Source organism: Halocynthiibacter sp. C4 (genome assembly GCF_028823805.1).
GTDB lineage: Bacteria > Pseudomonadota > Alphaproteobacteria > Rhodobacterales > Rhodobacteraceae > Falsihalocynthiibacter > Falsihalocynthiibacter halioticoli.
Window position 1 is genome coordinate 97,427 of sequence record NZ_JAPEIE010000002.1, and the last position, 25,763, is coordinate 123,189.

Consider the following 25,763-nt stretch of genomic DNA (forward strand, 5'->3'; position numbering starts at 1 on the left):
TCGGGGGCGTATTTTAAAGGGCGCAAAAATCTGCTCCGCGGCGCACAAAACCGTCGGCCAAAGAGCGAACCCAGTGTTTCGCATCTCAGTGTAAGAAATCTGTCCCTTTTGCCGCTCTACCACTAAATCTTGTGGCTTCCCCGACCGGCTCCCACAACTTGGCGTATATCCGCCGGTTTGGTCAACGGATTTATTTGCATTTTTTGGGTCGATTTTCAGTTGACCCAATATGGCGAGCGCGAATCCCCGCAGCGGTACTTGATTCTGAGTTGCGCATCACGCGAGGCACGCGATTTTGTCCACATTCGATTTTCTCAATACGTCAGGGCCTTTAGAGGAATCCGTTAAGAATTCACGCAAACTTATCCACAAATGGTTAACGCCAGAGTCGGCATCTCGCGGAGGCTCACAAAGACCTGAAAACCTATGGTTGAAAACTTTGCGCCAAAACAACCGTTGCTTAAAAACGCTACATTTATGCAGCACACCGCAACGAGAACGCTACATAATGTGGCAGAACGATGATGACCGAGAATCAACACCGCCCGGAATCGGCGGCACTTTGATGCGTTTTCTTCGGGTGTCGGCCAGCGGCATCGATACCACCACTGCACATAGCTTTAGCGAAACACTAGATATAGATGCGCAACGTGATCATCTGCAGCGTTTGGCGGCGCGAAGGATCCAAAAGGTGCTGCTCATCTGAAATGCGCGATGTCGTATTGCTGTAATTAACTAGAGGTCCACGAACCTGCGCGCACAGGAAAGCACATCAAAGCGTCAGGCAAACTGCCACGCCTGTGCACCGTATGTATTCAATTTCAAACTGAGAGAAGTTGGTCGGGACGGCAAGATTCGAACTTGCGACCTACGGTACCCAAAACCGTCGCGCTACCAGGCTGCGCTACGCCCCGACTGAGCGCTTCTTTAAAGTGACTGCGCGGGAATGAAAAGCCCTAAGACGCCTCACAAGGCCACTTAGCGCCAAATTTTTCAAAAAAATTATGCTGCACTTCGGTTCCGGCTGTCATTCCAAAGGTTTCGGCCAATCCGCCGTTGATTTCGAGCACCGCAATCGCCCCGTCAGGCCCCGGAATCAGGGTCTCGTCGAGCGGTTTTGCCATCTGATGGATGTGCAGAACCTCGCCTTGTGGCGAGATGAACAAGATGTCGAGAGGAATCAGCGTATTTCGCATCCAGAATGTCATCGCGCGGGGCGAATCATAAAGAAACAGCATTCCTGCGCCGCGCGGCATAGATTCGCGATTCATGAGACCGGTGGCACGGCTGCGCTCTGTGTCGGCAATCTCGACCGTGAACTGCGCCTGTCCCCATGGGCCACGCAACGACACGCGATCCGACGCGCATTCGGCGATGGCTCCAGAGGTCATAGTAGATGCCGCAATCGCCACACAGGCCGCTGCGGCAGCACGTTTCATTACATTAACTAGGCGAGTAGCCGTGCGATCAGCAGGTTTGGAACGCGCGCGGCCTATTATAAAGCTCACACGCGCCACACCACTTACCCCTGATCCGTAAAGGTCGCATCCCATGGCGTGACCGAAGAGGCCATCCGCCCTCGTTTACCATCGACAACCCGCATGGCAATCGCCTCGCCTGGTTGCAGATCGGCAAGACCAGCAAGACGCAAAACCTCAACGTGCACAAATACATCCTCGGCACTGCCGAAGGTATTGGCAAACCCAAAACCTTTGGTTTTGTCGAACCATTTCACCCGTGCAGGCACCAATGGAACATGCGAGTCATCACCAAATGGCGCGAAATCATTGCTTGGTTCTTCGTCCGGCTTCGCAGGCGTGGGCGGGCTGATCTGCAGCACCTCCACGGCCTGAAGGCCTCTCGTCGATTCCTGTACACGAATTTCAATGCCGGACCCTTCGGCCACCGACCCCTGTCCAAAGTTGCGAAGCACGTTTGCATGCAAAAGGATATCGGGCCCACCTTCCGGTGGGATTACGAATCCGAACCCTTTAACAGGGTCGAACCACTTTACCTGTCCTAGGACGATCGGTCCTTGCGCGTTTTCTTCTGTCATCCCCATCACGCCATTCTGGCGCCTAAATTACCTACTGCCCACAAGTGTTTTGGCTATACAACCCAGACGTTTCAAGCGAAAAAAAAATTCTCCACCATAAAATGACCCGACGTACACCAGAATGTCACGGATTTAACCGCTGGATATTCCAAGCATCTGCCAAAGTCTCCCGACGCCAAACAAAGCGATCATGGAGCCTGAATTCCCCGTCAGCCCAAAATTCTATCTCGGTTGGGTAGATACGAAATCCGCCCCAAAATGGCGGGCGTTCGGGGTTAGAACCTTTACCTAGCGTCACTTTTGCAACTTTTGCAACTAAACTCGCGCGTGAGGCGAGTGGTCGAGATTGCTCCGATGCCCATGCGCCAAGGCGACTTTTGAGCGAACGGCTGGCGAAATACTCATCTGCCTGCGGCCCTTCTTCGCGCTCAACGGTACCGCGCACGCGAATTTGGCGGCGCAGGGATTTCCAGTGCATTACAAAAGCAGCTTTGCCGCTTGCTGCGAGCTCCTGCCCCTTTGCGCTCTCGTAATTCGTATAAAAAACAAAGGCTTGCGCCTCTATCTCTTTGAGCAAAACCATCCGCACATTGGGCAGCCCATCTTGATCGACCGTCGCAAGGGCGATTGCATTCGGATCGTTCGGTTCGTTTTTCTCCGCCTCCGCAAGCCAAGATTGCGCTATTACGAAAGGGTCATCGCCCCGAAAAATTTTAGGCATATCGCTCATGGAATTCGCTTTTTTACGAGTCGTTGGCGCCAAATTGACCACGGTATCAGGCTTGATGCAACTCGCCCAATACCGTAAGTCGAATGAGGATAGAGGCACTCACTAATGGACATGCTATGAAACTGATGGACGGCAAACGCGGGCTAATTATGGGCCTGGCCAACGACAAATCAATTGCTTGGGGCATTGCGCAGGCCTGTGCCGAGCATGGCGCCGAACTGGCATTTACCTATATGGGAGAGGCCTTCAAGAAACGCGTCGCGCCACTCGCCGAACAACTTGGTGTGGACACGCTATTTGATTGTGACGCGACAGACGAAGCCTCGCTTGACCGCGTTTTTGCAGAGATCGAAGCCAAATGGGGCAAGATCGACTTTATCGTCCATGCGATTGGTTTTTCCGACAAAAACGAGCTTCGTGGCCGCTACGTCGACACAAGCCGCGAAAACTTCAACATGACGATGGATGTGTCAGTTTACACGTTCACAGCTGTTGCGCAGCGCGCCGCAAAGTTGATGCCGGAAGGTGGCTCGATGCTTACCCTGACTTATTACGGCGCCGAGCAGGTCATGCCGCATTATAATGTGATGGGTGTTGCCAAAGCCGCGCTTGAAGCTTCGGTCAAATACCTCGCCGAAGACCTTGGCAAGGACGGTATCCGCGTTAACGCGATTTCCGCCGGTCCGATCAAAACTCTGGCCGCCAGCGGCATTGGCGATTTCCGTTACATCCTGAAATGGAACGAATTGAACTCGCCGCTTCGCCGCAACGTGACCCAAGAAGAAGTGGGTAAGGCCTCTGTCTATCTGCTCTCAGATCTGGGAACAGGCACAACGGGCGAAAACCTGCATGTGGATGCGGGCTATCATGTTGTCGGCATGAAGGCCGTTGACGCGCCCGATATCGACGCTGTCACCGGCCGCAAGTGATCCGGCGTAAAGGAGCCGTCGCGTGACGTTGAGCGCTTTTCTGGCCATCGCGTTTTTGCATGCGATGGCCGCCATCAGCCCCGGCCCTTCCGTTCTTATGGCTGCACGCACGGGCGTAACCCATGGGTTCCGCGCCGCAACGGGCGTGGCAATCGGCATAGGAATCGGTGGCGTGATATGGGCCATGGCAGCGCTGTTTGGGTTGTCGCTGCTCTTTACTTATATGCCCGCCCTACTCTGGGCGTTCAAACTCTGTGGCGGGGCATTCCTTGTCTATATGGCGGTAAAGCTCTGGAAACAGGCCGACACCCCAATCGAAACTGACGGCTCTGCAACGCTACCGAGCTTCGGGCGCGGTGTTGTACTTGGCCTCGTCACGCAGCTTGCCAATCCTAAACCTGCGGTGCTGTTTGCGGCGATATTCCTCGGCACGGTCCCTGCTGGCGTAGGCATCGAAGTCTATGCTGCGCTACTTGCCGTAGTGTTCTTTAACGAAACTGCTTGGAATATTCTTGTCGGGCGGATATTTTCCCTGCCAGCCACCCGCCGCAGCTATCTGGGGCTTAAGGGCGCCATTGATCGAGTCTTTGGCGGTCTCCTTGCCGCACTGGGTGTTAAAATCGCCGCCACATAGGCTTCCGTTACAAAGTCGCAAAAGAGATAAAAAATGACTGATCGTTTACCCCATGAAAAAGGCTTCCACATCAGCTGGGATCAGATCCACCGCGACAGCCGTGCGCTTGCGTGGCGGCTTGATGGCGAAGGGCCGGATGACGGCGCGTGGAAAGCGGTTGTTGCGATCACGCGCGGCGGCATGGCCCCAGCGATGATTATTTCGCGCGAGTTGGATGTGCGCACGGTCGATACGATTTCGGTCAAATCCTATCACTCCACTGGCGGCAAAGCCGATGATCGCCGCGAAGCAGAGGTTCTTAAATCGCCAGATCCTGAATTGATGGGAGACGGAACAGGTATCCTCATCATCGACGATCTTGTCGACAGCGGCAAAACACTTGAGCTTGTCCGCCAGATGTACCCAAAGGCCCATTTCGCATGTGTCTATGCCAAGCCAGAGGGCGAGAAACAGGCCGATACTTATATCACCTCGGTCAGTCAGGATACGTGGATTTTCTTCCCTTGGGATATGGCGCTGCAATATGTAGAGCCCTATCGCGGCACCGACTAAGCCGGATTGCTCACTTAGGATGACCAAACCCTCCCTCGCCCGAAATCCGGCCATGTTGGCCACCGCGCCGCCGCCCGTCATGGAAGCGCGGCGCTGGATTGAGGGCGTGGAGTTTCCGTCCGAACGCCCGCTCCTAAATGTGAGCCAAGCCGCACCTGTCGAGGTTCCACCGCAAGAGATGCGTGCGGCCATGGCCGATGCAATCTTGTCCCGCGCCGATAGTCACCTCTATGGCGCGGTGCTTGGCCGCCCTGATCTTCGTGCCGAACTGGCTGGCCAATGGGCCGCGCATTACGGCGGATCAGTTACAGCCGAAAACGTCGCAATAACAGCGGGGTGCAACCAAGCCTTCGCCGCAACAATTGCCACGCTTGCGGGCGCCGGTGATGAAGTCATCATCCCCACACCGTGGTACTTCAACCATCAAATGTGGTGCGAGATGCAAGGTGTCCGCGCAGTGCCGCTTCCGGCGCGCGCGGGACTGTTGCCAGACCCGGAAGAAGCCGCAAGCCTTATAACGCCACGCACCCGTGCGCTTGTTTTGGTTAGCCCGAACAACCCCGGTGGCGTTGAGTACCCGGCAAGCCTCATTGCCGCCTTCCGAGATCTCGCACGCCAACATGGCATCGCGCTGATCCTCGACGAAACCTACCGTGATTTTCACAGCCAATCAGGCGCGCCGCATGACCTTTTGCAAGACGCAGATTGGTCCGACACGGTGATTCAGCTGTATTCATTCTCCAAAGCCTACCGCCTAACGGGGCATCGCGTTGGCGCAATCATCGCCGCGCCGAGTTTCCTGAGCGAAATCGAGAAATTTTTGGATACAGTCACCATCTGCCCGAACCAGCTTGGTCAGATCGGAGCGCTTTGGGGGCTGCAAAACCTCGCCGATTGGCTCGCAGGTGGGCGGCGCGAAATCCTTGCACGTAAGGATGCAATTGTGGCGGGCTTCCCTGCACTTGCCGAACAAGGCTGGGAGTTGCTCGGTGCGGGCGCATATTTCGCCTATATGCGCCATCCTTTTGCGCAACCTTCCAATGAAATCGCTCCGGCGCTGGTCGAGAAAGCCTCGGTTCTCCTTCTTCCGGGGACCATGTTCAAACCCGCCCAAGACCCCAGCGGCGCGCGCGAATTGCGTGTGGCATTCGCCAATATCGACACGGCGGGCATCTCTACTTTGTTTGATCGTCTAAAAACCCTGCAATTCGAGCCTCTGGGCGCGCAGCGCCTCTTGCTCCCCCCCATGCAAAGCCCTAAACATTCGGGAACAATTGAAAAAGGGTTGGAGAAATATGTCGAGCGGTTCCAAGAGTGGTATGTCCAAATTCTTCGCGTGGCTTTTGGTCGGGATGCTCTGCATCGGTCTTGCCGGTTTCAGTATTACGAGCTTTGGCGGCGGAGCGACTCCAGTTGCAAAGGTCGGCGATACCGAAGTGACCGCGAATGAATACGCTCTCGCGTTACAGGCCGAGCTGCGCGGGTTTTCCCAGCAAATGGGCGTGAATGTAACGCTTCCAATGGCCGTTGAAGCCGGCGTAGATCGTCAGGTTCAGGCACAATTGATCAACCGCGCGACCCTAGACAATGAAACCGCAAAGGTCGGCCTGTCCGTTGGTGACGAGCATGTGGCGCGCCTTCTGGCCGAAACACCGGGCTTTATCGGTCTTGATGGATCGTTCGACCGCGAAGCATATCGGTTTACCCTCCAACAATCCGGCCTGACGGAATCGCAATTCGAAGAGTCCGTGCGCGCAGACGCCGCCCGCAGCCTCTATGAGCAAGCAACACTCGGCGGCATCACCGCACCTGAATCTCTGGTCGATAACGCCCTTGCCTATGTTGCAGGTCGCCGTGATTTCACATGGGCTATCGTTGACGAAGCTCTGCTTGACGAAGAACTTCCCGAAGCCACCGAAGAAGACCTCGTGGCCTATCATGCAGCCAACGAAGATGCATTCACCCTGCCCGCCCGTAAGCGCATCACCTATGCTTGGGTGACGCCAACTGATCTGATCGACGAAGTTGATGTGGCCGAAGAGGAGTTGCGCGCGCTCTATAACGACCGCGCAGAGCAGTATCAGGTGCCAGAGCGCCGTTTGGTAGAACGCCTTGTGTTCTCCTCCGAAGAGGCCGCCGCTTCAGCGAAATCCATGATTGATGCAGGTGAAACCACATTCCAATCTCTGGTCGAAGGCCGCGGGCTGACCATGGGTGACGTTGATCTTGGCGATCAAAGCAAAGCTGATCTCGGCGAAGCTGGTGACGCGATTTATGCGATGGAAGAGCCTGGCATCATCGGCCCGCTTCCAACGGACCTCGGCCCAGCCCTGTTCCGCATGAACGCAATCCTGAGCGCACAGACAACGACCTATGAAGAGGCCCTTCCCGAATTGCGTGAAGAACTTGTGGGCGATGTTGCCCGCCGCCGCATCGAGGACAGCCTTGAAGAGATCGACGACAAACTCGCCTCCGGTGTGTCACTTGAGCAGTTGGCCGAAGAAACATCACTGACGCTCGGTACCATTGAATGGTCAGAGGATGTTACGGACGGGATTGCCGGTTACGGTGCCTTCCGTGAAGCAGCTGCAGAGCTGCAAGAAGGCGATTTTGAACAGGCGATCCTTCTTGAAGATGGCGGCGTGTTCGCAATGCGCTTTGAGGCCGAAGTTCCACCGCGCCTGCAAGACCTTTCCGAAGTCCGCGCAGATGTACGCGAAGCCATCCGCAATGAGCGTTTGCAAGAGGCCCTGACGGCCAAGGCCGAAGAACTTCAAGCCGCAATCCAAGCTGGCGCTGATCCTGTGACACTTGGCCTAACCGTCACGATCGAAACCGACCAAACCCGCACGGCTTATATCGAAGGAACCCCTGCGGACTTCATGGAAACCGTGTTCGCTATGGAGATCGGCGAAGGACGCAACATTCCGACCGAAAACGGTGTGATCTTTGTGCGGCTCGATGCCAGCAACGGCCCAGACCTAGAGAACCCCGAAGTTGTTGCCCTACGGAGTGCGCTCGAAGCAAGCCTTGGCCAGTCGATCACACAAGATGCGCTTGCCGCGCTGTCTGATACCTTGCGTGCCAGCGAGGGGCTGACAATTAACGAAGCTGTGGTGAACGCGGTTCACGCAAACTTCACACAATAACAGCGGCCTACGGGGCACAAGACAAGAAGATTTGAGGAGGCGCCTGTGGCCCTTACGCCCAGTTTCGACGAATTCGAGTCCGGCTATTCTGCGGGGCGCAATCAGGTGGTTTATACCCGCTTGGCGGCTGATCTCGACACGCCGGTTTCGCTGATCCTCAAGCTCTCCCAAGCGCGGCAAGACAGCTTCGTTCTGGAAAGTGTGACGGGCGGTGAAACCCGCGGGCGCTACTCGATCATTGGTATGAAACCGGACCTCATCTGGGAATGCAACGGCACTGAAAGCAGGCTGAACCGCGAGGCACGGTTTGATCGCGAGGCCTTTGTGCCTTGCGAAGAAGACCCTCTTACCGCCCTGCGCGCCGTGATCGAAGAGAGCCGCATCGATATGCCACCGGAGCTTCCGAGCGCGGCGGCCGGGCTGTTTGGGTATCTTGGATACGACATGATACGGCTCGTTGAGCACTTGCCGGATGTGAACCCCGATACGTTGGGCCTTCCCGATGCGGTGATGATCCGCCCGTCGGTTGTTGCTGTTCTGGATGGGGTAAAGGGCGAGGTTACCGTTGTTTCGCCCGCATGGGTGCGCGACGGTCAATCCGCCCGTGCTGCCTATGCCCAAGCCGCAGAGCGCGTGATGGACGCTGTGCGTGACCTTGAACGCCAGATGCCTAGCGAGAGCCGCAACCTCGGCGCACAAGCAGAGCTTGGCCCGCTAGAGTCAAATTTCACCCATCAGGGCTATCTGGATGCGGTTGAGAAAGCCAAGGAATACATCCGCGCGGGCGACATCTTTCAGGTTGTGCCGAGCCAGCGCTGGACACAGGAATTCCCGCTGCCGCCCTTTGCGCTTTACCGCAGCTTGCGTCGCACCAACCCGTCACCGTTCATGTTCTATTTCAATTTCGGCGGCTTCCAGATTATCGGAGCAAGCCCCGAAATCCTCGTACGTGTCTTTGACAAAGAGGTCACCATTCGCCCTATCGCTGGCACCCGCCCACGCGGCGCAACTCCGGCAGAAGACAAAGCGTTTGAAGCAGACCTCATGGCCGACAAAAAGGAACTCGCAGAGCACCTTATGCTGCTCGATCTGGGCCGCAACGACACCGGCAAGGTGAGCAAAATCGGCACAGTCCGCCCAACCGAGCAATTTGTTGTCGAGCATTACAGCCATGTGATGCATATCGTATCGAATGTCGTTGGCGAATTGGCCGACGATCAGGACGCCCTTTCAGCCTTCTTCGCGGGCATGCCCGCAGGCACAGTCTCTGGCGCACCTAAAGTCCGCGCAATGGAGATCATCGACGAGTTGGAGCCGGAAAAACGCGGCGTTTATGGCGGCGGATGCGGCTATTTCGCGGCCAACGGCGATATGGACATGTGCATCGCCCTGCGCACCGCTGTCGTGAAAGACCAAAAGCTCTATATTCAGGCGGGTGGCGGCGTTGTCTATGACAGCGACCCAGAGGCCGAATATATGGAAACCGTCAATAAATCCAAAGCCATACGCGCCGCTGCAGAGGACGCAGGCGTCTTCTTGGCTAATGGTAACGGGTAAGAATTCCTACTGCTTTTGGTGGTTGGATAGAGCGCCGCTCGCCCAGCGACGCCCTTCGCGCGGGCTCGTTCGAACTTACCATTAGGCAGCTTGCCCGATTCTGAGTTTGTTACTGTTGCGGCCAGCTAAGCTAGCGCGTCGAACCTGCTCCCAAGACAGCAGATACCGGCGCCATAGTTATCGAGGCCGGCCGATCCGCGACGCCCCATTCCAACAGCGCACTTAGAGTTGCGTCATCGGCATGGGCCAAGACAACCACAGAGCCGTCCTGTGAGGCGCGGAAGATGGCGCGGTTCATCTGAGCACGCAGGCTTTCCGGCGTTGTTTTTGGCTCCACCACACGCTGGATAAGTGTATTTGGAACGCCAGCGCGATCTGCAAGCTGTCCGATGGAGTTCAATCCCATCTTTTGCGCAACGATACCGTGGCCCGTTGCCGATGCGATTGCCGTAACCTGCGCAAGCGAAGTACGCGGCGGCATGCTGCTTCCTGGTTTAGGCAGGACGGCAACGGCGTTCTGCAAAATCGAAAGCCCCTGCCCCAAGTTCACCTCTACGTCTTGCGCTGTGGCCCCTTGCGGGAACGCTGGCATCGCAAGGATTTCAGCTCCGGCATCATAATAAGCCGCCGCTCGCTCTGCACTGCGCTCAGACAGCGGATCAATCGCCACACTCACAGGAACGCCCATAGCTTCGATAAATCCTGCGAGGTCGGTTTCGGCCACTCCCTCATCAAGCAAGACAAGTGAAACGATCGGTAACCCTGTATCGGTAAACCCCTGAGAATTATCGCGCAAAGCGTTGGGTTTTGACGGATTCTGAAGCGCGGAACCTGTGGCCTCTTCGCTTTCGCGGCCAATGCTCGGCAAACGGTTTGTCAGCACGGTTTCGGCCCGATCAGAGAAGGTCGAGACGCGTTTGCCAATGGCACGAGGCGCATCAGGTGTGCGAACCAAGGCATTGGGCGGCGCGTTTTCGGATTCCGCTTCGGATTGAATGCGAGGCAACTCTTCTTCTGGGCCTGCCTCTGGCTCCGGATTGCGCAGGACCGGATTTTCGCGCGCATCAATCCGGACGGTCTGGCGCTCTTCGGATGCTTCCGCTTCCTCTGCTTCAGGAGCATCTGGAGCGATCTGCGGCAGCTTCAACGCTTCTGGCGCGGGTGGCGTATCCGGTACAGTAGAGACCTCAGGCGATTGCTCGGGCGCGGCTTCCGCGATTTTAACAGTTTCCGGCAATGTTGTGGATTCCGTTACGGGCTTTGCATCAGGTGCTTCAATCGCCGAAGGCGCAACAGGCGCAGAAGGCTCTTCAGTGGCAACCGCGACTTTCTGGGTTGGCTCGGGGATAACAATGCTACCATCGTCTGGCGCCGGAGCTTCAGGACGGGCGGGCGTCGCCCCTGCGCGGGCATCCTTTTCCGCTTCGGTCGAAACAGCAGGCACATCCGCCAGATCAGGCGCAGCAAGGGCAACATCCTGATCAACAACCGATGCAGGCGGTTCGCTATGTTTGGCCTGATCCACTGGCGGCGCAAGAACCGCAGCCACAACAAAGATCACAACGGCCAGAAACAGGCCCAGAATCGCACCTTTCAAGAATCCCTGCATATACCTCGTCCTTTTTCACATCCTCACAGGACATGCTGATTTCATGGCCATTTTCCCTGAAATTCGGGCCAAGCCAGCGCAAATACCGGCTTGCCTCTTGACCCGTGGGTGGCTCTCTGAGCAAGTATAGCCCGAAACAATCGCCGCGTTCACCCGAAATTCGCAAAGGCCGCAAAATGCTCCTGTTAATCGACAATTATGACAGCTTTACCTACAATCTTGTGCATTATTTGGGCGAGCTTGGGGCCGATATCAGGGTTGAGCGGAACGATGCTCTTTCGGTCAAAGAGGCGCTCGCATTGAAGCCAGAGGCGGTTTTGCTCTCTCCTGGCCCCTGTGATCCCGCGCAAGCTGGGATTTGCCTCGATATGGTTAAGGCGGCAGCAGATGAGGAATTGCCCTTGATGGGGGTATGCCTTGGGCATCAATCCATCGGCGAGGCCTTCGGCGGCGAGATCATCCGATGCCACGAAATCGTACACGGCAAAATGGGCGCGATGCACCACGACAGCAGCGGCGTCTTCGCGGGCTTGCCAACGCCGTTTGAAGCGACGCGCTATCATTCATTGGTGGTAAACCCCGAAAGCCTGCCTGACAGCCTTTTGGTTAATGCCAAGCTTGAGGATGGAACGATCATGGGCCTGCGCCACGAGAGCCTGCCGATCCACGGCGTCCAGTTTCACCCCGAAAGCATCAAATCCGAACACGGGCATAAGCTGCTTGAGAACTTCCTCAACATGCTCCCCTCCTCGCAGGATCGCCGCCCCCTGAGCACAGGAGCAGCAGCATGAGTGAGGCGATGAAACCCCTGATCGCCGCCGCCGCCGAAGGGCCGCTTACGCCGGAACAAGCTCGTGCAGCGTTTGAGATTCTGTTTACGGGTGAAGCCACGCCGAGCCAAATCGGGGGCTTTCTCATGGCCCTGCGCACGCGCGGCGAAACCGTGGCCGAATACGCCGCTGCTGCGACTGTTATGCGCGAGAAATGCAACAAGGTAAAAGCCCCCGAAGGCGCGATGGATATCGTCGGCACTGGCGGATCGGGCAAACCGACCCTGCAAATCTCCACCGCGTCGGCCTTTGTTGTTGCTGGCGCTGGTGTTCCAGTGGCGAAACACGGTAACCGCAAGCTGTCCTCGAATTCAGGCGCTGCGGATTCCCTTGGCCAAAACGGTGTTGAAGTGATGGTCGGGCCAGAAACCGTTGAACTGGCGCTCGAAAAAGCGGGCATCGCGTTCATGATGGCCCCGATGCATCATCCCGCGATCAAGCATGTGATGCCAACGCGTGCCGAACTCGGAACGCGCACGATCTTCAACATCCTCGGCCCCCTGACGAACCCTGCGGGCGTGAAATTCCAACTCACCGGCGCCTTTAGCCGTAGCCTCATACATCCGATGGCCGAAACGCTTCTACAACTCGGTACCGAACGTGCGTGGCTTGTCCATGGCTCAGATGGCACAGACGAACTCTCCATCACTGGCGTAAGCTGGGTCGCAGAGGTCCGCGACGGCGCGGTCCATGAGTTCGAAATCCATCCCGAAGATGCAGGCCTGCCGGAACATCCGTTCTCCGCAATCACCGGTGGCACACCAGAGGAGAACGGCGCGGCAATGGCCGCACTTCTGGGCGGGGAACAATCGGCCTATCGCGATGCGGTTCTGCTCAACTCCGCCGCGGCCTTGCTGATCGCAGGGCGGGCGAAAAACCTACGCGAAGGCGTTGTTCTTGCAAAAGACTCCATCGACAGCGGCCGCGCCATCAAGAAACTTCTCAAGCTTGCCAAGATAACATCCGGACAAAACTAACGCACACGCACATAGCCGCATTCGCGGCGCAAATTACAAACGGGCGCGGGTTCGCCATTGCCTCGCCCCCCAAAGCAAGAATAAAACAAAAACATGACCACCGTTCTTGATAAAATCAAAGCTTACAAGCTTGAGGAAGTCGCCGCTGATAAGGCCGCCGTACCCTATTCCGAAATCGAAACTCAGGCAAAGGCCGCTCCTGCTACACGCGGTTTTGCCGATGCGTTGATCCGCGCGGGGCAGCATGGCTATGGGCTGATTGCCGAAGTCAAAAAAGCCAGCCCGTCCAAAGGGTTGATCCGCGAGGATTTTGAGCCCGCAACGCTGGCGAAAGCCTATGAAACTGGTGGGGCAACATGCCTTTCGGTGTTGACCGACACGCCAAGTTTCCAAGGCGCAAAATCATTCCTGACCGAAGCGCATTCGGCCACTTCATTGCCCGCGTTGCGCAAAGATTTCATGTATGACGTCTATCAGGTCACCGAGGCCCGTGCGCTGCATGCCGATTGCATCCTGATCATTATGGCCAGCGTATCTGATGCGCAGGCCCAAGAGCTTGAAGACGCCGCCTTTTCTTGGGGCATGGATGTGTTGATCGAGGTTCACGACGAAGAAGAGCTAGAGCGCGCCACAAACCTCAAATCGCCGCTGATCGGTATCAACAACCGTAATCTCAAGACCTTTGAAACCAGCCTCGACACAACGCGCCGCCTCTCGAAACTTGTGCCCGCAGGGCGCACAATCGTTGGCGAAAGCGGCTTATCAACCTCGGATGACCTCGCAGACCTCGCCCGTTATGGCGTGCGCAGTTTCCTGATTGGTGAAAGCCTGATGCGTCACGAAGATGTGGCCAAAGCCACGCAAAACCTGCTGTCTCACCCGCTTACTTCGGTTGGGTTCTAATGGCAGATCTCACCCATTTCGACGGCGCGGGCCATGCGCATATGGTTGATGTGTCGGAAAAAGCTGTGACAAGCCGAGAAGCAACCGCCGAGGGCTTTGTCAAAATGGAAGCCGAGACCCTCGCCATCATCACAGAAGGCCGCGCCAAAAAGGGCGATGTGCTGGCCGTTGCGCGGCTCGCTGGGATCATGGGCGCAAAGAAAACCGCCGATCTTATCCCGCTCTGTCACCCGCTTCCGATCACAAAAGTAGCGCTTGATCTCACCCCTGATAGCGCCCTTCCCGGCATCCGCATCACTGCGACGGTCAAAACCTCGGGGCAAACTGGCGTCGAGATGGAGGCGTTGACCGCTGTATCCACTGCCGCGCTCACACTCTACGACATGGTCAAAGCCGTTGAAAAGACAATGGAAATTGGTGGCATCCGACTCCTGCGCAAATCCGGTGGAAAATCCGGCGTGTTTGAGGCCCCATAGATGATTTCGGTCGACGAAGCCCTCGCCAAAACACTTGCGCTCGCAACGCCCACTGGCACCGAAACCGTGCCACTGGCCGAGGCTGCGGGCCGCATGCTGGCCGAGGATATCGTCGCCACCCGCAACCAGCCCCCTTTCGCAAGCAGCGCCATGGATGGCTACGCGGTTAAAGCCGTTGAAGTCGAACCGCACGCAATGTTTTCCGTCATCGGGGAATCCGCCGCTGGCCATGGGTTTGATGGTAAGGTCGGTGCGGGACAAGCGGTTCGGATTTTTACCGGCGCACCCGTTCCAGAGGGCGCAGATCGCGTTGTAATTCAAGAAGATGTCACGCGCCGCGGCAATCTTATCACCCTTGAAACCGAGCTTGATTCCGCGAGCTACGTTCGCCCATTGGGTGATGATTTCAGTGTGGGTGATCGCATCACCGCCCCACGCGTCCTGAGTGCAGGCGACATTGCGCTCGCCGCCTCTATGAACACGCCCGAGGTCACCGTCGCCAAGCGCCCCGAAGTCGCACTGATCGCGACAGGTGATGAACTTGTCATGCCCGGCGAAGACCCTGGACCAGACCAGATCATCGCCAGCAACAGCTTTGGCCTGAAGGCTATGTTGGAAGCCGCCGCCGCCCACGTGCGGATGCTTCCGATTGCCAGAGATACACGCGCGAGCCTTAATCAGACCTTTGATCTCGCCGAAGGCGCGGACCTCATTGTAACCATCGGCGGCGCTTCTGTTGGGGACCATGACCTTGTTGGTGATGTGACCGAAGAGCGCGGGATGGAGCGGTCGTTCTATAAAATCGCGATGCGTCCGGGGAAGCCATTGATGGCGGGGCGTGTTGGGGATGCCGCGATGATTGGCCTTCCGGGAAATCCAGTATCCTCAATGGTTTGCGGTCAAATCTTTATCTTGCCGATGATCCGCAAGATGCTCGGCCACCCAACCCCACTCACCACGCCTAAACGTGCAAAAACAACCATCGCAATGCCGGCAAACGGGCCTCGCGCCCACTATATGCGCGCGGTTCTATCCACCGATGACAGCGGCGACACCGTGATTACCCCCCTTATGCGCCAAGACAGCGGCCTCCTCACCGTATTGTCCGAAGCCAACGCCCTATTGATCCGCCCTGCACACGCAGAGGCAATCGAAGCGGGCACGCAGGTGTCGTATCTCGACATCTAAGCGTTCCTGTTGACACAAAACGGGAACAGGGGTAGAACATTTCAGAACAAACCGTGGAATTCGCAAGAGTTTCAACATCGGAGCCGCCCGCCCGCAAGAAACGCGCCCTTGGCCTATGCGCCACCATAAAGAGGGCCAAGCGACATGAGGAAGAGACAGATGCTGACCAAGAAGCAATTGGAATTGTTATCTTTTATCGATAAGCGCGTGGCGCGAGACGGTGTACCCCCTTCTTTTGACGAAATGAAAGACGCGCTCAAGCTGCGGTCAAAATCCGGTATTCACCGGTTGATCACTGCCCTTGAGGAACGCGGGTTCATCCGTCGGCTGGCACATAAGGCACGCGCGATCGAGATTGTGAAGCTGCCAGAGGCCCTCGGCGGAACGCCAAGTGCGCCCGAACCCAGCAGCTTTTCTCCGCGTGTGATTGACGGCGACCGTGTCGGCCAGCCGCCCGCCGCTATGCCTGTCAGCAGCGGCGCGATTGAGCTGCCTGTTATGGGCCGCATTGCAGCCGGTACTCCGATCGAAGCCATCTCGGAATCCTCCCACAACGTGGCCGTTCCAACGGGGATGCTCTCCAACCAAGGCAACCACTATGCTCTTGAAGTCAAAGGCGATTCCATGATCGACGCGGGCATCAACAACGGCGACGTTGTGGTGATCCGCGAGACAGGAACAGCAGACAACGGCGATATCGTCGTGGCCCATGTCGAAGGGTATGAAGCCACGCTCAAACGCTTCCGTCGCAAAGGTGAGATGATCGCGCTTGAGGCCGCCAACCCTGCCTATGAAACGCGCGTCCTGCCTGCGGGTCAGGTTAAGGTGCAAGGCAAGCTTGTTGGGCTTATCCGCACCTATTGAGCTCCATAGCTTTCATCATTTCTCAGGTTTGCGCCGCGGCACCCAAAGCCGCGGCCCCTGTGCCTCTTGCGCCGATGTAACGGCAAAGCCGTTGTCCTGCGGCTCTATGGCAAGGCTCCCCGTAATCCTTAACTTGGTCGCGTCATAAAGTTGGCAAGGTCCAGCCTCTACCTTCACGGGCGAAATAACCAAGTCATGTGAGTGACAAGCGTCCGCCGCCCGAAGTGCCGCGTTTCGTCCTGTGATATGCGCCATCGTCTGATCCCCAAACCGCAAGATCTGAGCACCCTTCTCTCCTTCAAAACCCTCGCGCGCGTGGGCTTCTTCTTGCGTGGCAGTGTCGCCATCGTTCTCAAGCCAGCTTTGTGCAACGAAGCCTTCGCCGCGCGGTTTACTTAGGGCGCGCCCCTCTGATCCCAAAACACCAATCAGCCCTCCTGTATCCGCAACCAGAATTGTCGGTCGCTCCGACACGGCCCACATCCCAATCGACACCAAAACCAAAGGGATACCGATAACACGCCATTTGCCCTGCCAAATAATCGCAAAAACCCCGCCAATCGCCATGATGATAAGTACATAGGCTGCCGGGGTCGGCACCAACCGTACCGCGCCCTCAAGCGATGCGATCACCTCGGCCACCCCCAATATCCAGCCAATGCACAGCGCCATGACCTTGAACGCCAACCCCGCCAATCCAATCGGCGCAAGGAGCGCAGAAATCACCGCCGCCGGCATCACAAGAGCGCCCATCAGCGGCACAGTCAGCACATTCGCCAGCAATCCGTACTGGCTTACCTGATTGAAATGAAACGCCGAAACGGGTGCGGTCGCCATGCCCGCGATGAAGGATGAAAGAACAACAGCCCCCGCAACTTGGAACGGGCGCGGCACATGCGGAAGTGGTGCATCTCGTAACGCGCCAAACACCGCAACAAGCGCGGCCGTCGCCGCAAAGCTCATCTGAAATCCAGGCCCCGTTAGGCTCTCGGGCCGCCACAGCAGGATAATTAGCGCTGCAATCGCAACGGCCCTTAAGGTCAAGGCGCGCCGATTGAGCAGGATCGCCGCAAACATAACCGCGACCATAATAAACGCCCGCACCGTGGCCACATTGCCTCCAGAAAGCGCCAGATAGCCCGCCCCGAACAGAATTGCCGAGAGAGCCGCGATTTTCTTGGTGGGCAGGCGCATCGAAAGAGAGGGGCTGAGCGCGAGCAACAGGCGCGTCGCGGCAAAGACAAATCCCGTTAGCATCCCCATATGCAGCCCCGAAATCGCCAATAGATGCGCAAGGTTGCTCGCCCGCAGATCAGCGAGCGTGTCTTGTGACATCGCAGAACGGTCCCCCGTCAGGATCGCCGCTGCAAACGCGCCACGCTCGCCCTCAATCTGTGTTTGCACGTAGGCCGATATCTTTTTGCGCAGACGGTGGATGAAAAGCCCCGCGCGTCCCTTTTCTGCGGGTTCAAGCGCTAAAACAGGACTGCGGGTATAGCCCACGCCACCCAGTTTCTGAAACCACGCCATGCGCTGGAAATTGAAACCGCCCGGCTCAACCGGACCTGAGGGCGGTGAAAGATGGCCCGTTGTCAAAACACGCAGACCAGGTTCCGGCTCTATGAACCCCTGCTCGCCATGCATGCTGATCCGAACGCGTTCAGGGGTGCGCGCCGGACCGGTGCGTGCCAAAACAACCTGATCAAGCGTGAGCCGTGTGGCGTCCGAAGCAGAGCGATCCACAAAAACGATCCGCCCTTCGATGGGTCCGTAATAGCGATACGTCAGCACGGGCGCCGCCACCGAATGCGCGCGAATACCTGCAACAACCACCCCCGCAATAATCAGAAACAGCGCGGTCCAGATCGGCCGAAAGTTCTCTCCTGCACGCAAACCAACAGCGCCGATTGCCAGCAGGATCAACACCATAACGCCGTAGTGCAGCACATTCGGCTCGAATCGCAGAGCAAAGTAGCCGCCAATTCCCACCGCGAGAAACACAGCAGACCACGGAAACAGATGGCCGCGTTGCTGAGCTATGACATCAAGCTGAAGAAAACGGTGCATGAAAATCGCGGCCTCATCGCGTGGTGGCTTGTGATCGGCGCGGCTGCACCTTACAACACGGGCCTCAAGCCTACCCTCACCGTTAAACCTATCCTGATAATGGTTTCCAGAAAGTTAACGCCCATGCCACAAAACGCCAGCCAAGCCCCAGTTGTGACCCGAATTGCCCCATCGCCAACGGGCTATATGCATATCGGTACAGCCCGCACAGCGCTGTTCAACTGGCTCTATGCGCGTGGCCGTGGCGGCAAATTCCTGATGCGGATCGAAGATACCGACCGCGCGCGCTCGACACCCGAAGCGACCGAAGCAATCCTGCGCGGAATGGCGTGGCTGGGGCTTGATTTTGATGGCGAGGCCGTGAGCCAGTTCGCCCGTGTTGACCGCCACCGCGAAGTTGCGCTTGAGATGCTGGCCAAAGGCGCGGCCTATAAATGTTTCTCGACCCAAGAGGAAATAGCCGAGTTCCGCGAAAAGGCCCGTGCAGAAAAGCGATCGACTCTGTTTCAAAGCCCGTGGCGAGACGCCGATGAGGCAAGCCACCCCGACGCGCCCTATGTTATCCGTCTGAGGGCGCCGCGCGAAGGTGTAACCACGATCCATGATGAGGTTCAGGGCGACGTCACGTGGCAGAACAGCGAACTCGATGACATGATCTGTTTACGTTCCGATGGTACGCCCACCTATATGCTTGCCGTTGTTGTAGATGATTACGATATGGGCGTGACCCATGTTATTCGCGGGGATGACCACCTCGCCAATGCTGCGCGGCAATCGCATATCTATCACGCTATGGGCTGGCCGCTTCCGGCCTATGCACATATCCCGCTGATCCACGGCCCTGACGGCAAAAAGCTCTCGAAACGCCACGGCGCTACGGGTGTGGAAGAGTACCAACAGATGGGCTACCTCGCCGCTGGCATGCGCAACTATCTCGCCCGTCTTGGCTGGAGCCACGGAGACGACGAATTCTTTACAGACGAACAAGCCATGGCGTGGTTTGACACCGACGGTATCGGCAAATCGCCCTCACGGCTCGACTTCAAGAAGCTCGACAAGATTTGCTCCCAACATTTTGCAATCGCAGACGATGCTGCGCTGCTGCAAGAACTTACGGATTACCTCGCGGCAACCGGTGCGGACCCCCTGACATCCGAACAAAATGATGCAATTTTTTCTGCAATGTATTGCCTCAAGGAGCGCGCCAAGAAATTCGGCGATATCCTTGATAAAGCGCACTTTATTCTTGCCGACACACCTATCCAGCCTGACGAGAAAGCTGCAAAAAATCTCGATGATGTATCCCGTGGTATACTGAACGAATTGACGCCGCAGTTGCAAAATGCTAGCTGGGAGCGCGAAGCCCTTGAAGCCCTCGTGGCACAGGTGGCTGAAGCACATGATACAAAGCTTGGCAAGCTGGCCGCGCCTCTGCGTGCGGCGCTGGCGGGACGCACTGCAACCCCTAGTGTATTCGACATGATGTTGATCTTGGGCCGTGATGAGACCATCGCCCGCCTAAAGGTCGCAGCAGGCTGAGGAGAGCCCCTCTCCTTAGGCAAGAACAACAACAGCCGACGCCCGTTTTCCGCACGCGGCGCCTTTAGGAGAGGAACAGACCATGGTTGAGAGCACCAAGAACGCAACGCTGACGGTTGACGGTCAATCATTTGAATTGCCGATTTACAGCCCAACAGCGGGGCCGGATGTCATCGACATTCGCAAGCTATACGCAAGCACAGGCATGTTTACATTCGACCCGGGGTTCACTTCGACCGCGGCGTGTGAGTCCAACATCACCTTCATCGACGGTGGCAAAGGCGAGCTCCTGCACCGCGGTTACCCGATTGACCAGCTTGCAGCCGAGTCCCACTATCTCGAAGTGTGCTACCTGCTGCTTTACGGTGAGCTTCCATCTGCAACAGAGCTCGAAGATTTCGAAAGCCGCGTGACCAAGCACACCATGGTTCACGAACAGATGCACAACTTCTTCCGTGGCTTCCGCCGCGATGCGCACCCAATGGCCACTATGGTTGGCGTTGTGGGCGCGATGTCTGCGTTCTATCACGACTCCACAGACATCACCGACCCATGGCAACGCGAAGTGGCCGCGATCCGCATGATCGCCAAGCTGCCGACGATCGCTGCGATGGCCTATAAATACTCGATCGGTCAGCCGTTCGTGTACCCGCGCAACGATCTCGACTATGCAGCAAACTTCCTGCACATGTGTTTCGCTGTTCCGGCCGAAAACTACGAAGTGAACCCGATCCTTGCCCGCGCAATGGACCGTATCTTCACCCTGCACGCCGACCACGAGCAAAACGCCTCGACATCGACAGTGCGCCTTGCTGGTTCTTCGGGCGCGAACCCGTTTGCCTGTATCGCGGCTGGTATCGCTTGTCTCTGGGGCCCTGCTCACGGTGGTGCAAACCAAGCCTGCCTCGAGATGCTGCAGGAAATCGGCACTGTAGACCGCATTCCAGAGTTCATCGCCCGCGCCAAAGACAAGAACGATCCGTTCCGCCTGATGGGTTTTGGCCACCGCGTTTACAAGAACTTCGACCCGCGCGCGACAGTTATGAAACAGTCCGCCGACGAGGTGCTTGAACTTCTCGGTGTTGATGACAACCCGATCCTTCAGGTTGCCAAAGAGCTTGAGAAAGCCGCGCTCGACGATCCGTATTTCGCAGAGAAAAAACTCTTCCCGAACGTGGATTTCTATTCCGGCATCATCCTCGAAGCGATGGGCTTCCCAACTTCGATGTTCACACCGATCTTCGCGCTGTCGCGTACCGTCGGCTGGATTGCCCAGTGGAAAGAAATGATTGGCGACCCAGCTCTGAAAATCGGTCGCCCACGCCAGCTCTACACAGGCGAAACTTTCCGCGACTACGTAGACGTAGAAGACCGCTAAACACGGGTTACAAGAAAAACAAAAAGCGCCTCCATTCGGGGGCGCTTTTTTGTTGAGCGGTCAATAACCGCGCCGCACTTCCATAGTTTGGACATAAATAAAAAGGAAACTGTCCGCGAATGAACAACGGGATGGAACCTATGCCAAAACGGTCCAGTTTGAGAGGGCCCCTTCTCGCCGCGCTCCTCGCTGTTTGCAGCACTTCAACGACCGCCAACACTACGAGGTCCGAGCAACCAACCCCTCTTCCCAGTGAGCGCTTCCCTTGCGCCGCGTTCACGGATGATGCGACGTATATAGATTTTTCAATCCGTATGGAGCTTGAGGACAAGACCGTACCGCTCAGCGTTCCTATTCAGTTTTTTGAAGACTTCTGGGACCGCCGAAGCGGATACGAAACGCAAGCCCAGTTATTCCGCGTTGAGATTGGGAGTTTTGAGCCAGTTAGTAGGAATGAAACCTCCGAACGCACGCGCTCGGGAGTGAGGGACTGGATTCAATTTCTAATAGCTGATCACATCCCCCTTGAGGATATCGCTCACGTGCATATGAAGTTAAGCGGCCCGTTTGAATTTGGACAGCAATTAACAGGAGAGTATAAACGTCTTTCAGCTAAATACGGCCTTAAAGAACTTGATTTCCCAGGCGAAAAGCCAGAATACCGCCGTCCCGAAAACGTATTTATAGATGAGAATCCAGAAACTGGAATTACCTCTGTTATTAAATGCCGCCACCAAGGCTCCTCGCTTAATCCCGGTTGCCAGTTATATTTCAGAGCTTCCGCTTTGGACGTGAAACTCAGTTTTAGACGAACAGAGCTTCCCAACTGGCAAAAATTCCAAGCAGACATCACACAATTTCTAACCTGCGCTACATCGTCAGGGGCATAGAGGCGGATTCGACGGCCTCTGTAACTGTGATTGGTAGGTAAAGCGGCGCGCAGCCCCAACTACCGCCCCTCAAACTTCGCCGGTTTCTTCTTCAGGAATGACACAACGCCTTCCTTGAAGTCGCGAGTCTGGCCCATTTTGCCTTGATGCTTGGCTTCAAGCGCGAGCTGTTCGTCCAGGGTGTTATTATAGCTGGCACGGAGCGTGTCTTTGAGGCTTGTGTAAGCGCGGGTCGGGCCATTGGCGAGGTGGGTCGCGCGCGCCTTCCAGTGCTCTTCAAACTGCTCATCATCCACCGCTTCCCAGATCATGCCCCAATCCTGCGCCTGCTGCGCCGATACAGGTTCGGCAAAGAGTGCGGCCCCCATTGCACGGGCAAAGCCGATCTGTTTTGGAAGCCAGTAGGTACCACCAGCGTCAGGAATAAGACCGATGCGCGTAAACGCCTGTAGGAAAACAGCCGACTCCGTCGCAATCACCACATCGCACGCCAAGGCAAGGTTGGCCCCTGCTCCCGCAGCAGCGCCATTCACTGCGGCAATCGTCGGTACCGGACATTCGAAAATCGCGCGGAGCATCGGAACATACTCATCGCGCAAGATACGCTCCAGATCGGCGTTGCCAGCGCTAACGCCTTCGCCAAGGTCTTGCCCAGAGCAAAACGCATTGCCGGCCCCCGTCAGCACGATCACACGTGCCTCTTTGGCCAAATCGCGAAACGCATAAGTAATCTCGGCGCGCATTTGCGGATTGAGCGCATTGCGCACGTCAGGACGGTTCAGCGTGATCGTTCCAATACCGTCGCGCAGCGTAACATTGAGCGATTTGTAATCCATTGCGGCTCCTTCAAGGGCTCTGAAAATCGTTGCATCATAGATAGTGAACGAATGGGTTCAGAAAAAGAGGAACCTCACGTTACGATTTCAATATTTCGTCTAAACGGGCCTGTTCTTCGTCAGAGAGCGGTTTTTGCTGTGTTTCTGTGGCTTTACCATCACGGCCAGAGCGTCCGCGCACATAGGTAAAGCCGATCACAAGCGCACAAATCAGCGCCACAGGGCCGGCTAACCACAGCATCAGCGACGAGCCCGTGACCTTAGGGTTTAGCAGCACATACTCGCCATAACGCGAGACGATGGCCTCAATGGCCTCGTCGTCGCTATCTCCCGCGGTGAGCCGCTCCCGCAGGAAAATCCGCAAATCGCGGGCGAGGTCTGCGTTGCTTTCGTCGATATTTTCATTGCGGCAGACCAAACAACGAAGGTCTTTGGACAGTTCGCGCGCCCGCTCCTCGAGGGCTGGGTCAGCAAGGATTTCATCCGGCTCGACCGCCAATGTGGCCGTGGGTGCCGCGAGACCAAGACCAAGAACGAGAGCAAACAATGTAAGAAGATATTTCACGCGCTTACTCCGCCGGTCCAGGGGTGGCATTGGCTGGCGCACGGTGGCGACGGCCCGGAGCGGCCACACGATACCGCCGGTCAGACAGGCTCAAGCCCCCGCCGAGCGACATGATGATTGCCCCCGCCCAAATCCAGTTTGCGAATGGTTTGATATAGGTGCGGACCACCCAGCCATTGTTTTCCTGCGGATCACCAATCACAACGTAAACGTCGCGGGTAAACCCGTTATCAATAGCGGCTTCCGTGGTCGGCATGGCTTGCACAGGATAGATACGCTTCTCGGGATAGAGCGTTGCAACCGGTTTTCCGTTCTTGGCCACATCGATCTCGGCAAGGATGTTGCTATAGTTCGGCCCCTGCCCCTCACGGACCGAGGCAAGCGTGATGTCATAGCCGCCAACCTCAAAGCTCTCGCCAAGATGCGCCACGCGAATATCCTCAAGCTCCCACGCCATCAGGAAGGAAACACCAAGGATCGTGATACCAAAACCAGAGTGCGCAACCGCGCGGCCCCAATCGGCACGCGGCAAACGCAATAGACGCTTGCGTCGCGCCGCTGCGCCCTGTTTGGCGTTGCCTGTCCGTTGCCAGAGGTCAACTCCAGCCCCAAGGATCACCCAAGAGCCAAGGAACGCCCCGATGGGCGCAAGGGCTGTGCGCTCCGTCTGCATCGCCCAGACAAGCGCCATAATCGCCGCTGCCAGCAGGAACCAGCCCCGCAACGGCTTAAGCGCGCGCGCAACTTTCGCCCGTTTCCACGGCAGGAGCGTCCCAATCGGCAGCAAAAGCGCAATCAGGATAACAAATGGCGAGAAGGCAAGGTTGAAGAACGGCGGCCCAACAGAGAGCTTACGATCAAAGAACAGCTCCGCCACCAGCGGCCAGATCGTCCCGACAAACACAACAAAGCACGACACGGCGAGTAGGATATTGTTCAGCACGAGCGCGGATTCGCGGCTCACCATGCCAAACACGCCCTTGCTCACCATTACGTTCGCCCGCGCCGCAAACAACGTCAGTGCGCCGCCCATATAGAGTGCCAAGAGCATCAAGATAAACACGCCGCGCTCTGGGTCATTGGCGAATGCATGCACCGAGGTAATCACGCCTGAACGCACAATAAACGTCCCGATGAGCGAGAAGCCGAATGCCATAATCGCGAGCAATATGGTCCACGCTTTAAGGCTCTCGCGCTTCTCAACAACAATAGCGGAGTGCAACAGAGCGGCCGCAATCAGCCACGGCATAAAGCTCGCGTTTTCAACTGGATCCCAAAACCAGAACCCGCCCCAACCAAGCTCGTAATAGGCCCACCAAGAGCCAAGCGCGATGCCGATGGTCAGGAAAATCCACGCGGCCAACGTCCATGGGCGCACCCAACGGCCCCATGCTGCATCAACACGCCCCTCAATAAGCGCCGCAACCGCAAAGCTGAAGGCCATCGAAAGACCAACATATCCAAGGTAAAGAAACGGTGGATGAAACGCGAGACCGGGGTCTTGGAGCAGCGGATTAAGGTCATTACCGTCAAAAGGAGGTGCAGAAACGCGCTCGAACGGGTTCGAGGTAAACAGGATAAACGCATAGAACCCCGCGCCAATCGCCCCCTGAACCGCCAAAACCCGCGCCCGCAGCCGATCCGGCAAATTGTTGCCAAACCAAACAGCGCATGCGCCGAAACCAGCAAGAATCAAAACCCAAAGCAGCATCGAGCCTTCGTGGTTCCCCCAAACGCCCGAAACCTTATACAGCATCGGCTTGAGCGTATGAGAGTTTGCAACCACCAGCCGCACTGAAAAATCGGACGTGACAAAGGCATAGGTCAGAGCCGCAAAGGAAAAGAACACCAGCAAAAACTGTGTGGTCGCCGCAGCCGAACCAGCCGCCATCCATTGCGCCCAACCGCGATGCGCACCAACGAGCGGCACCACGGTTTGCAGAAGTGAAACCAGAAAAGCGAGGATCAGGGCAGCATGGCCGAGTTCAATAAACATGCGGCGAATATGCCGATTCCACACGCCGTGAGCAATGA

23 protein-coding genes, 1 tRNA gene and 1 pseudogene are annotated in these 25,763 nt (G+C 56.8%); 16 read left to right on the plus strand and 9 right to left on the minus strand.

Features of this window, described 5'->3' with window-relative positions; genetic code table 11:
* The first annotated feature begins 508 nt into the window (after positions 1-508).
* Positions 509-706: a hypothetical protein gene (locus OU789_RS07585; RefSeq protein WP_274654707.1), complete on the plus strand. Its 198-nt coding sequence runs from the start codon at positions 509-511 to the stop codon at positions 704-706.
* A 131-nt stretch (positions 707-837) separates the two neighbouring features.
* On the opposite strand, the gene OU789_RS07590 is transcribed toward OU789_RS07585, so the two are convergent.
* From OU789_RS07590 to pdxH, 4 genes are all read right to left on the minus strand, one after another.
* A tRNA-Pro gene (locus OU789_RS07590) sits at positions 838-914 on the minus strand.
* A gap of 42 nt (positions 915-956) precedes the next feature.
* Positions 957-1,439, minus strand: coding sequence for a DUF192 domain-containing protein (locus OU789_RS07595; RefSeq protein ID WP_274654709.1), 483 nt, complete (start codon positions 1,437-1,439; stop codon positions 957-959).
* Positions 1,440-1,522: 83 nt separating this feature from the next.
* Positions 1,523-2,056 (minus strand): cold-shock protein, encoded by a 534-nt coding sequence (locus OU789_RS07600; RefSeq protein ID WP_263953007.1) that lies wholly within the window; start codon positions 2,054-2,056, stop codon positions 1,523-1,525.
* A 124-nt stretch (positions 2,057-2,180) separates the two neighbouring features.
* Positions 2,181-2,786: a pyridoxamine 5'-phosphate oxidase gene (gene pdxH, locus OU789_RS07605; protein WP_274654745.1), complete on the minus strand. Its 606-nt coding sequence runs from the start codon at positions 2,784-2,786 to the stop codon at positions 2,181-2,183.
* Between the two features lie 116 nt (positions 2,787-2,902).
* Between pdxH and fabI the strand changes: the two genes are divergently transcribed.
* From fabI to trpE, 6 genes and pseudogenes are all read left to right on the plus strand, one after another.
* Positions 2,903-3,715: an enoyl-ACP reductase FabI gene (fabI, locus tag OU789_RS07610; RefSeq protein ID WP_274654747.1), complete on the plus strand. Its 813-nt coding sequence runs from the start codon at positions 2,903-2,905 to the stop codon at positions 3,713-3,715.
* A 22-nt stretch (positions 3,716-3,737) separates the two neighbouring features.
* A complete protein-coding gene (locus OU789_RS07615) occupies positions 3,738-4,349 on the plus strand; it encodes a LysE family translocator (RefSeq protein ID WP_274654749.1) in 612 nt (203 codons plus the stop codon).
* Between the two features lie 33 nt (positions 4,350-4,382).
* Positions 4,383-4,901 (plus strand): xanthine phosphoribosyltransferase, encoded by a 519-nt coding sequence (gene gpt / locus OU789_RS07620; RefSeq protein ID WP_263953003.1) that lies wholly within the window; start codon positions 4,383-4,385, stop codon positions 4,899-4,901.
* 19 nt (positions 4,902-4,920) lie between these two features.
* Positions 4,921-6,096 (plus strand): annotated as a pseudogene (locus OU789_RS07625) (aminotransferase); the annotation flags it as partial.
* 124 nt (positions 6,097-6,220) lie between these two features.
* Positions 6,221-8,050, plus strand: coding sequence for a peptidylprolyl isomerase (locus tag OU789_RS07630; protein WP_274654752.1), 1,830 nt, complete (start codon positions 6,221-6,223; stop codon positions 8,048-8,050).
* Positions 8,051-8,095: 45 nt separating this feature from the next.
* Positions 8,096-9,607, plus strand: a complete 1,512-nt coding sequence (trpE, locus tag OU789_RS07635; protein WP_274654755.1) for an anthranilate synthase component I — start codon at positions 8,096-8,098, stop codon at positions 9,605-9,607.
* 130 nt (positions 9,608-9,737) lie between these two features.
* Here the strand turns inward: trpE and OU789_RS07640 are convergent, their stop codons facing one another.
* The gene (locus OU789_RS07640; RefSeq protein WP_274654757.1) at positions 9,738-11,216 is read right to left on the minus strand and encodes a divergent polysaccharide deacetylase family protein; all 1,479 of its coding nucleotides are present in this window, start codon (positions 11,214-11,216) and stop codon (positions 9,738-9,740) included.
* A gap of 176 nt (positions 11,217-11,392) precedes the next feature.
* Here OU789_RS07640 and OU789_RS07645 point away from each other — a divergent pair, with 176 nt between their 5' ends.
* From OU789_RS07645 to lexA, 6 genes are all read left to right on the plus strand, one after another.
* Positions 11,393-12,007: an anthranilate synthase component II gene (locus OU789_RS07645; RefSeq protein ID WP_274654759.1), complete on the plus strand. Its 615-nt coding sequence runs from the start codon at positions 11,393-11,395 to the stop codon at positions 12,005-12,007.
* The gene (trpD, locus tag OU789_RS07650; protein WP_274654761.1) at positions 12,004-13,023 is read left to right on the plus strand and encodes an anthranilate phosphoribosyltransferase; all 1,020 of its coding nucleotides are present in this window, start codon (positions 12,004-12,006) and stop codon (positions 13,021-13,023) included. The genes OU789_RS07645 and trpD overlap by 4 nt, the downstream gene beginning before the upstream one ends.
* Positions 13,024-13,116: 93 nt before the next feature.
* Positions 13,117-13,926 (plus strand): indole-3-glycerol phosphate synthase TrpC, encoded by an 810-nt coding sequence (gene trpC / locus OU789_RS07655; RefSeq protein WP_274654763.1) that lies wholly within the window; start codon positions 13,117-13,119, stop codon positions 13,924-13,926.
* Complete coding sequence (moaC, locus tag OU789_RS07660; RefSeq protein WP_274654765.1) at positions 13,926-14,402, plus strand: cyclic pyranopterin monophosphate synthase MoaC; 477 nt, start codon at positions 13,926-13,928, stop codon at positions 14,400-14,402. Before trpC ends, moaC begins: the two co-directional genes overlap by 1 nt.
* On the plus strand, positions 14,403-15,590 hold the full coding sequence (locus OU789_RS07665; protein ID WP_274654767.1) for a molybdopterin molybdotransferase MoeA: 1,188 nt from the start codon (positions 14,403-14,405) through the stop codon (positions 15,588-15,590).
* 159 nt (positions 15,591-15,749) lie between these two features.
* Positions 15,750-16,454: a transcriptional repressor LexA gene (gene lexA, locus OU789_RS07670; protein WP_274654769.1), complete on the plus strand. Its 705-nt coding sequence runs from the start codon at positions 15,750-15,752 to the stop codon at positions 16,452-16,454.
* 15 nt (positions 16,455-16,469) lie between these two features.
* On the opposite strand, the gene OU789_RS07675 is transcribed toward lexA, so the two are convergent.
* Positions 16,470-18,521, minus strand: a complete 2,052-nt coding sequence (locus OU789_RS07675) for a ComEC/Rec2 family competence protein (RefSeq protein WP_274654771.1) — start codon at positions 18,519-18,521, stop codon at positions 16,470-16,472.
* 123 nt (positions 18,522-18,644) lie between these two features.
* On the opposite strand from OU789_RS07675, the gene gltX reads away from it, so the two are divergent.
* The 3 genes from gltX (at position 18,645) to OU789_RS07690 (ending at position 22,328) form a co-directional block, all read left to right on the plus strand.
* Positions 18,645-20,060: a glutamate--tRNA ligase gene (gene gltX / locus OU789_RS07680; protein ID WP_274656020.1), complete on the plus strand. Its 1,416-nt coding sequence runs from the start codon at positions 18,645-18,647 to the stop codon at positions 20,058-20,060.
* A gap of 82 nt (positions 20,061-20,142) precedes the next feature.
* Positions 20,143-21,438, plus strand: a complete 1,296-nt coding sequence (gene gltA / locus OU789_RS07685) for a citrate synthase (RefSeq protein ID WP_263952990.1) — start codon at positions 20,143-20,145, stop codon at positions 21,436-21,438.
* A 119-nt stretch (positions 21,439-21,557) separates the two neighbouring features.
* Positions 21,558-22,328: a hypothetical protein gene (locus OU789_RS07690; RefSeq protein WP_274654774.1), complete on the plus strand. Its 771-nt coding sequence runs from the start codon at positions 21,558-21,560 to the stop codon at positions 22,326-22,328.
* Positions 22,329-22,387: 59 nt separating this feature from the next.
* On the opposite strand, the gene OU789_RS07695 is transcribed toward OU789_RS07690, so the two are convergent.
* The 3 genes from OU789_RS07695 to OU789_RS07705 all read right to left on the minus strand — a co-directional run bounded on the left by OU789_RS07695 (position 22,388) and on the right by OU789_RS07705 (position 25,725).
* Positions 22,388-23,164: an enoyl-CoA hydratase-related protein gene (locus OU789_RS07695; RefSeq protein ID WP_263952988.1), complete on the minus strand. Its 777-nt coding sequence runs from the start codon at positions 23,162-23,164 to the stop codon at positions 22,388-22,390.
* Positions 23,165-23,243: 79 nt separating this feature from the next.
* Positions 23,244-23,759 carry a cytochrome c-type biogenesis protein gene (locus OU789_RS07700; protein ID WP_446719168.1) on the minus strand — a complete coding sequence of 172 codons (516 nt, stop codon included), beginning with the start codon at positions 23,757-23,759 and terminating at the stop codon, positions 23,244-23,246.
* On the minus strand, positions 23,734-25,725 hold the full coding sequence (locus OU789_RS07705) for a heme lyase CcmF/NrfE family subunit (protein ID WP_263952987.1): 1,992 nt from the start codon (positions 25,723-25,725) through the stop codon (positions 23,734-23,736). The genes OU789_RS07700 and OU789_RS07705 overlap by 26 nt, the downstream gene beginning before the upstream one ends.
* Positions 25,726-25,763: the final 38 nt, after the last annotated feature.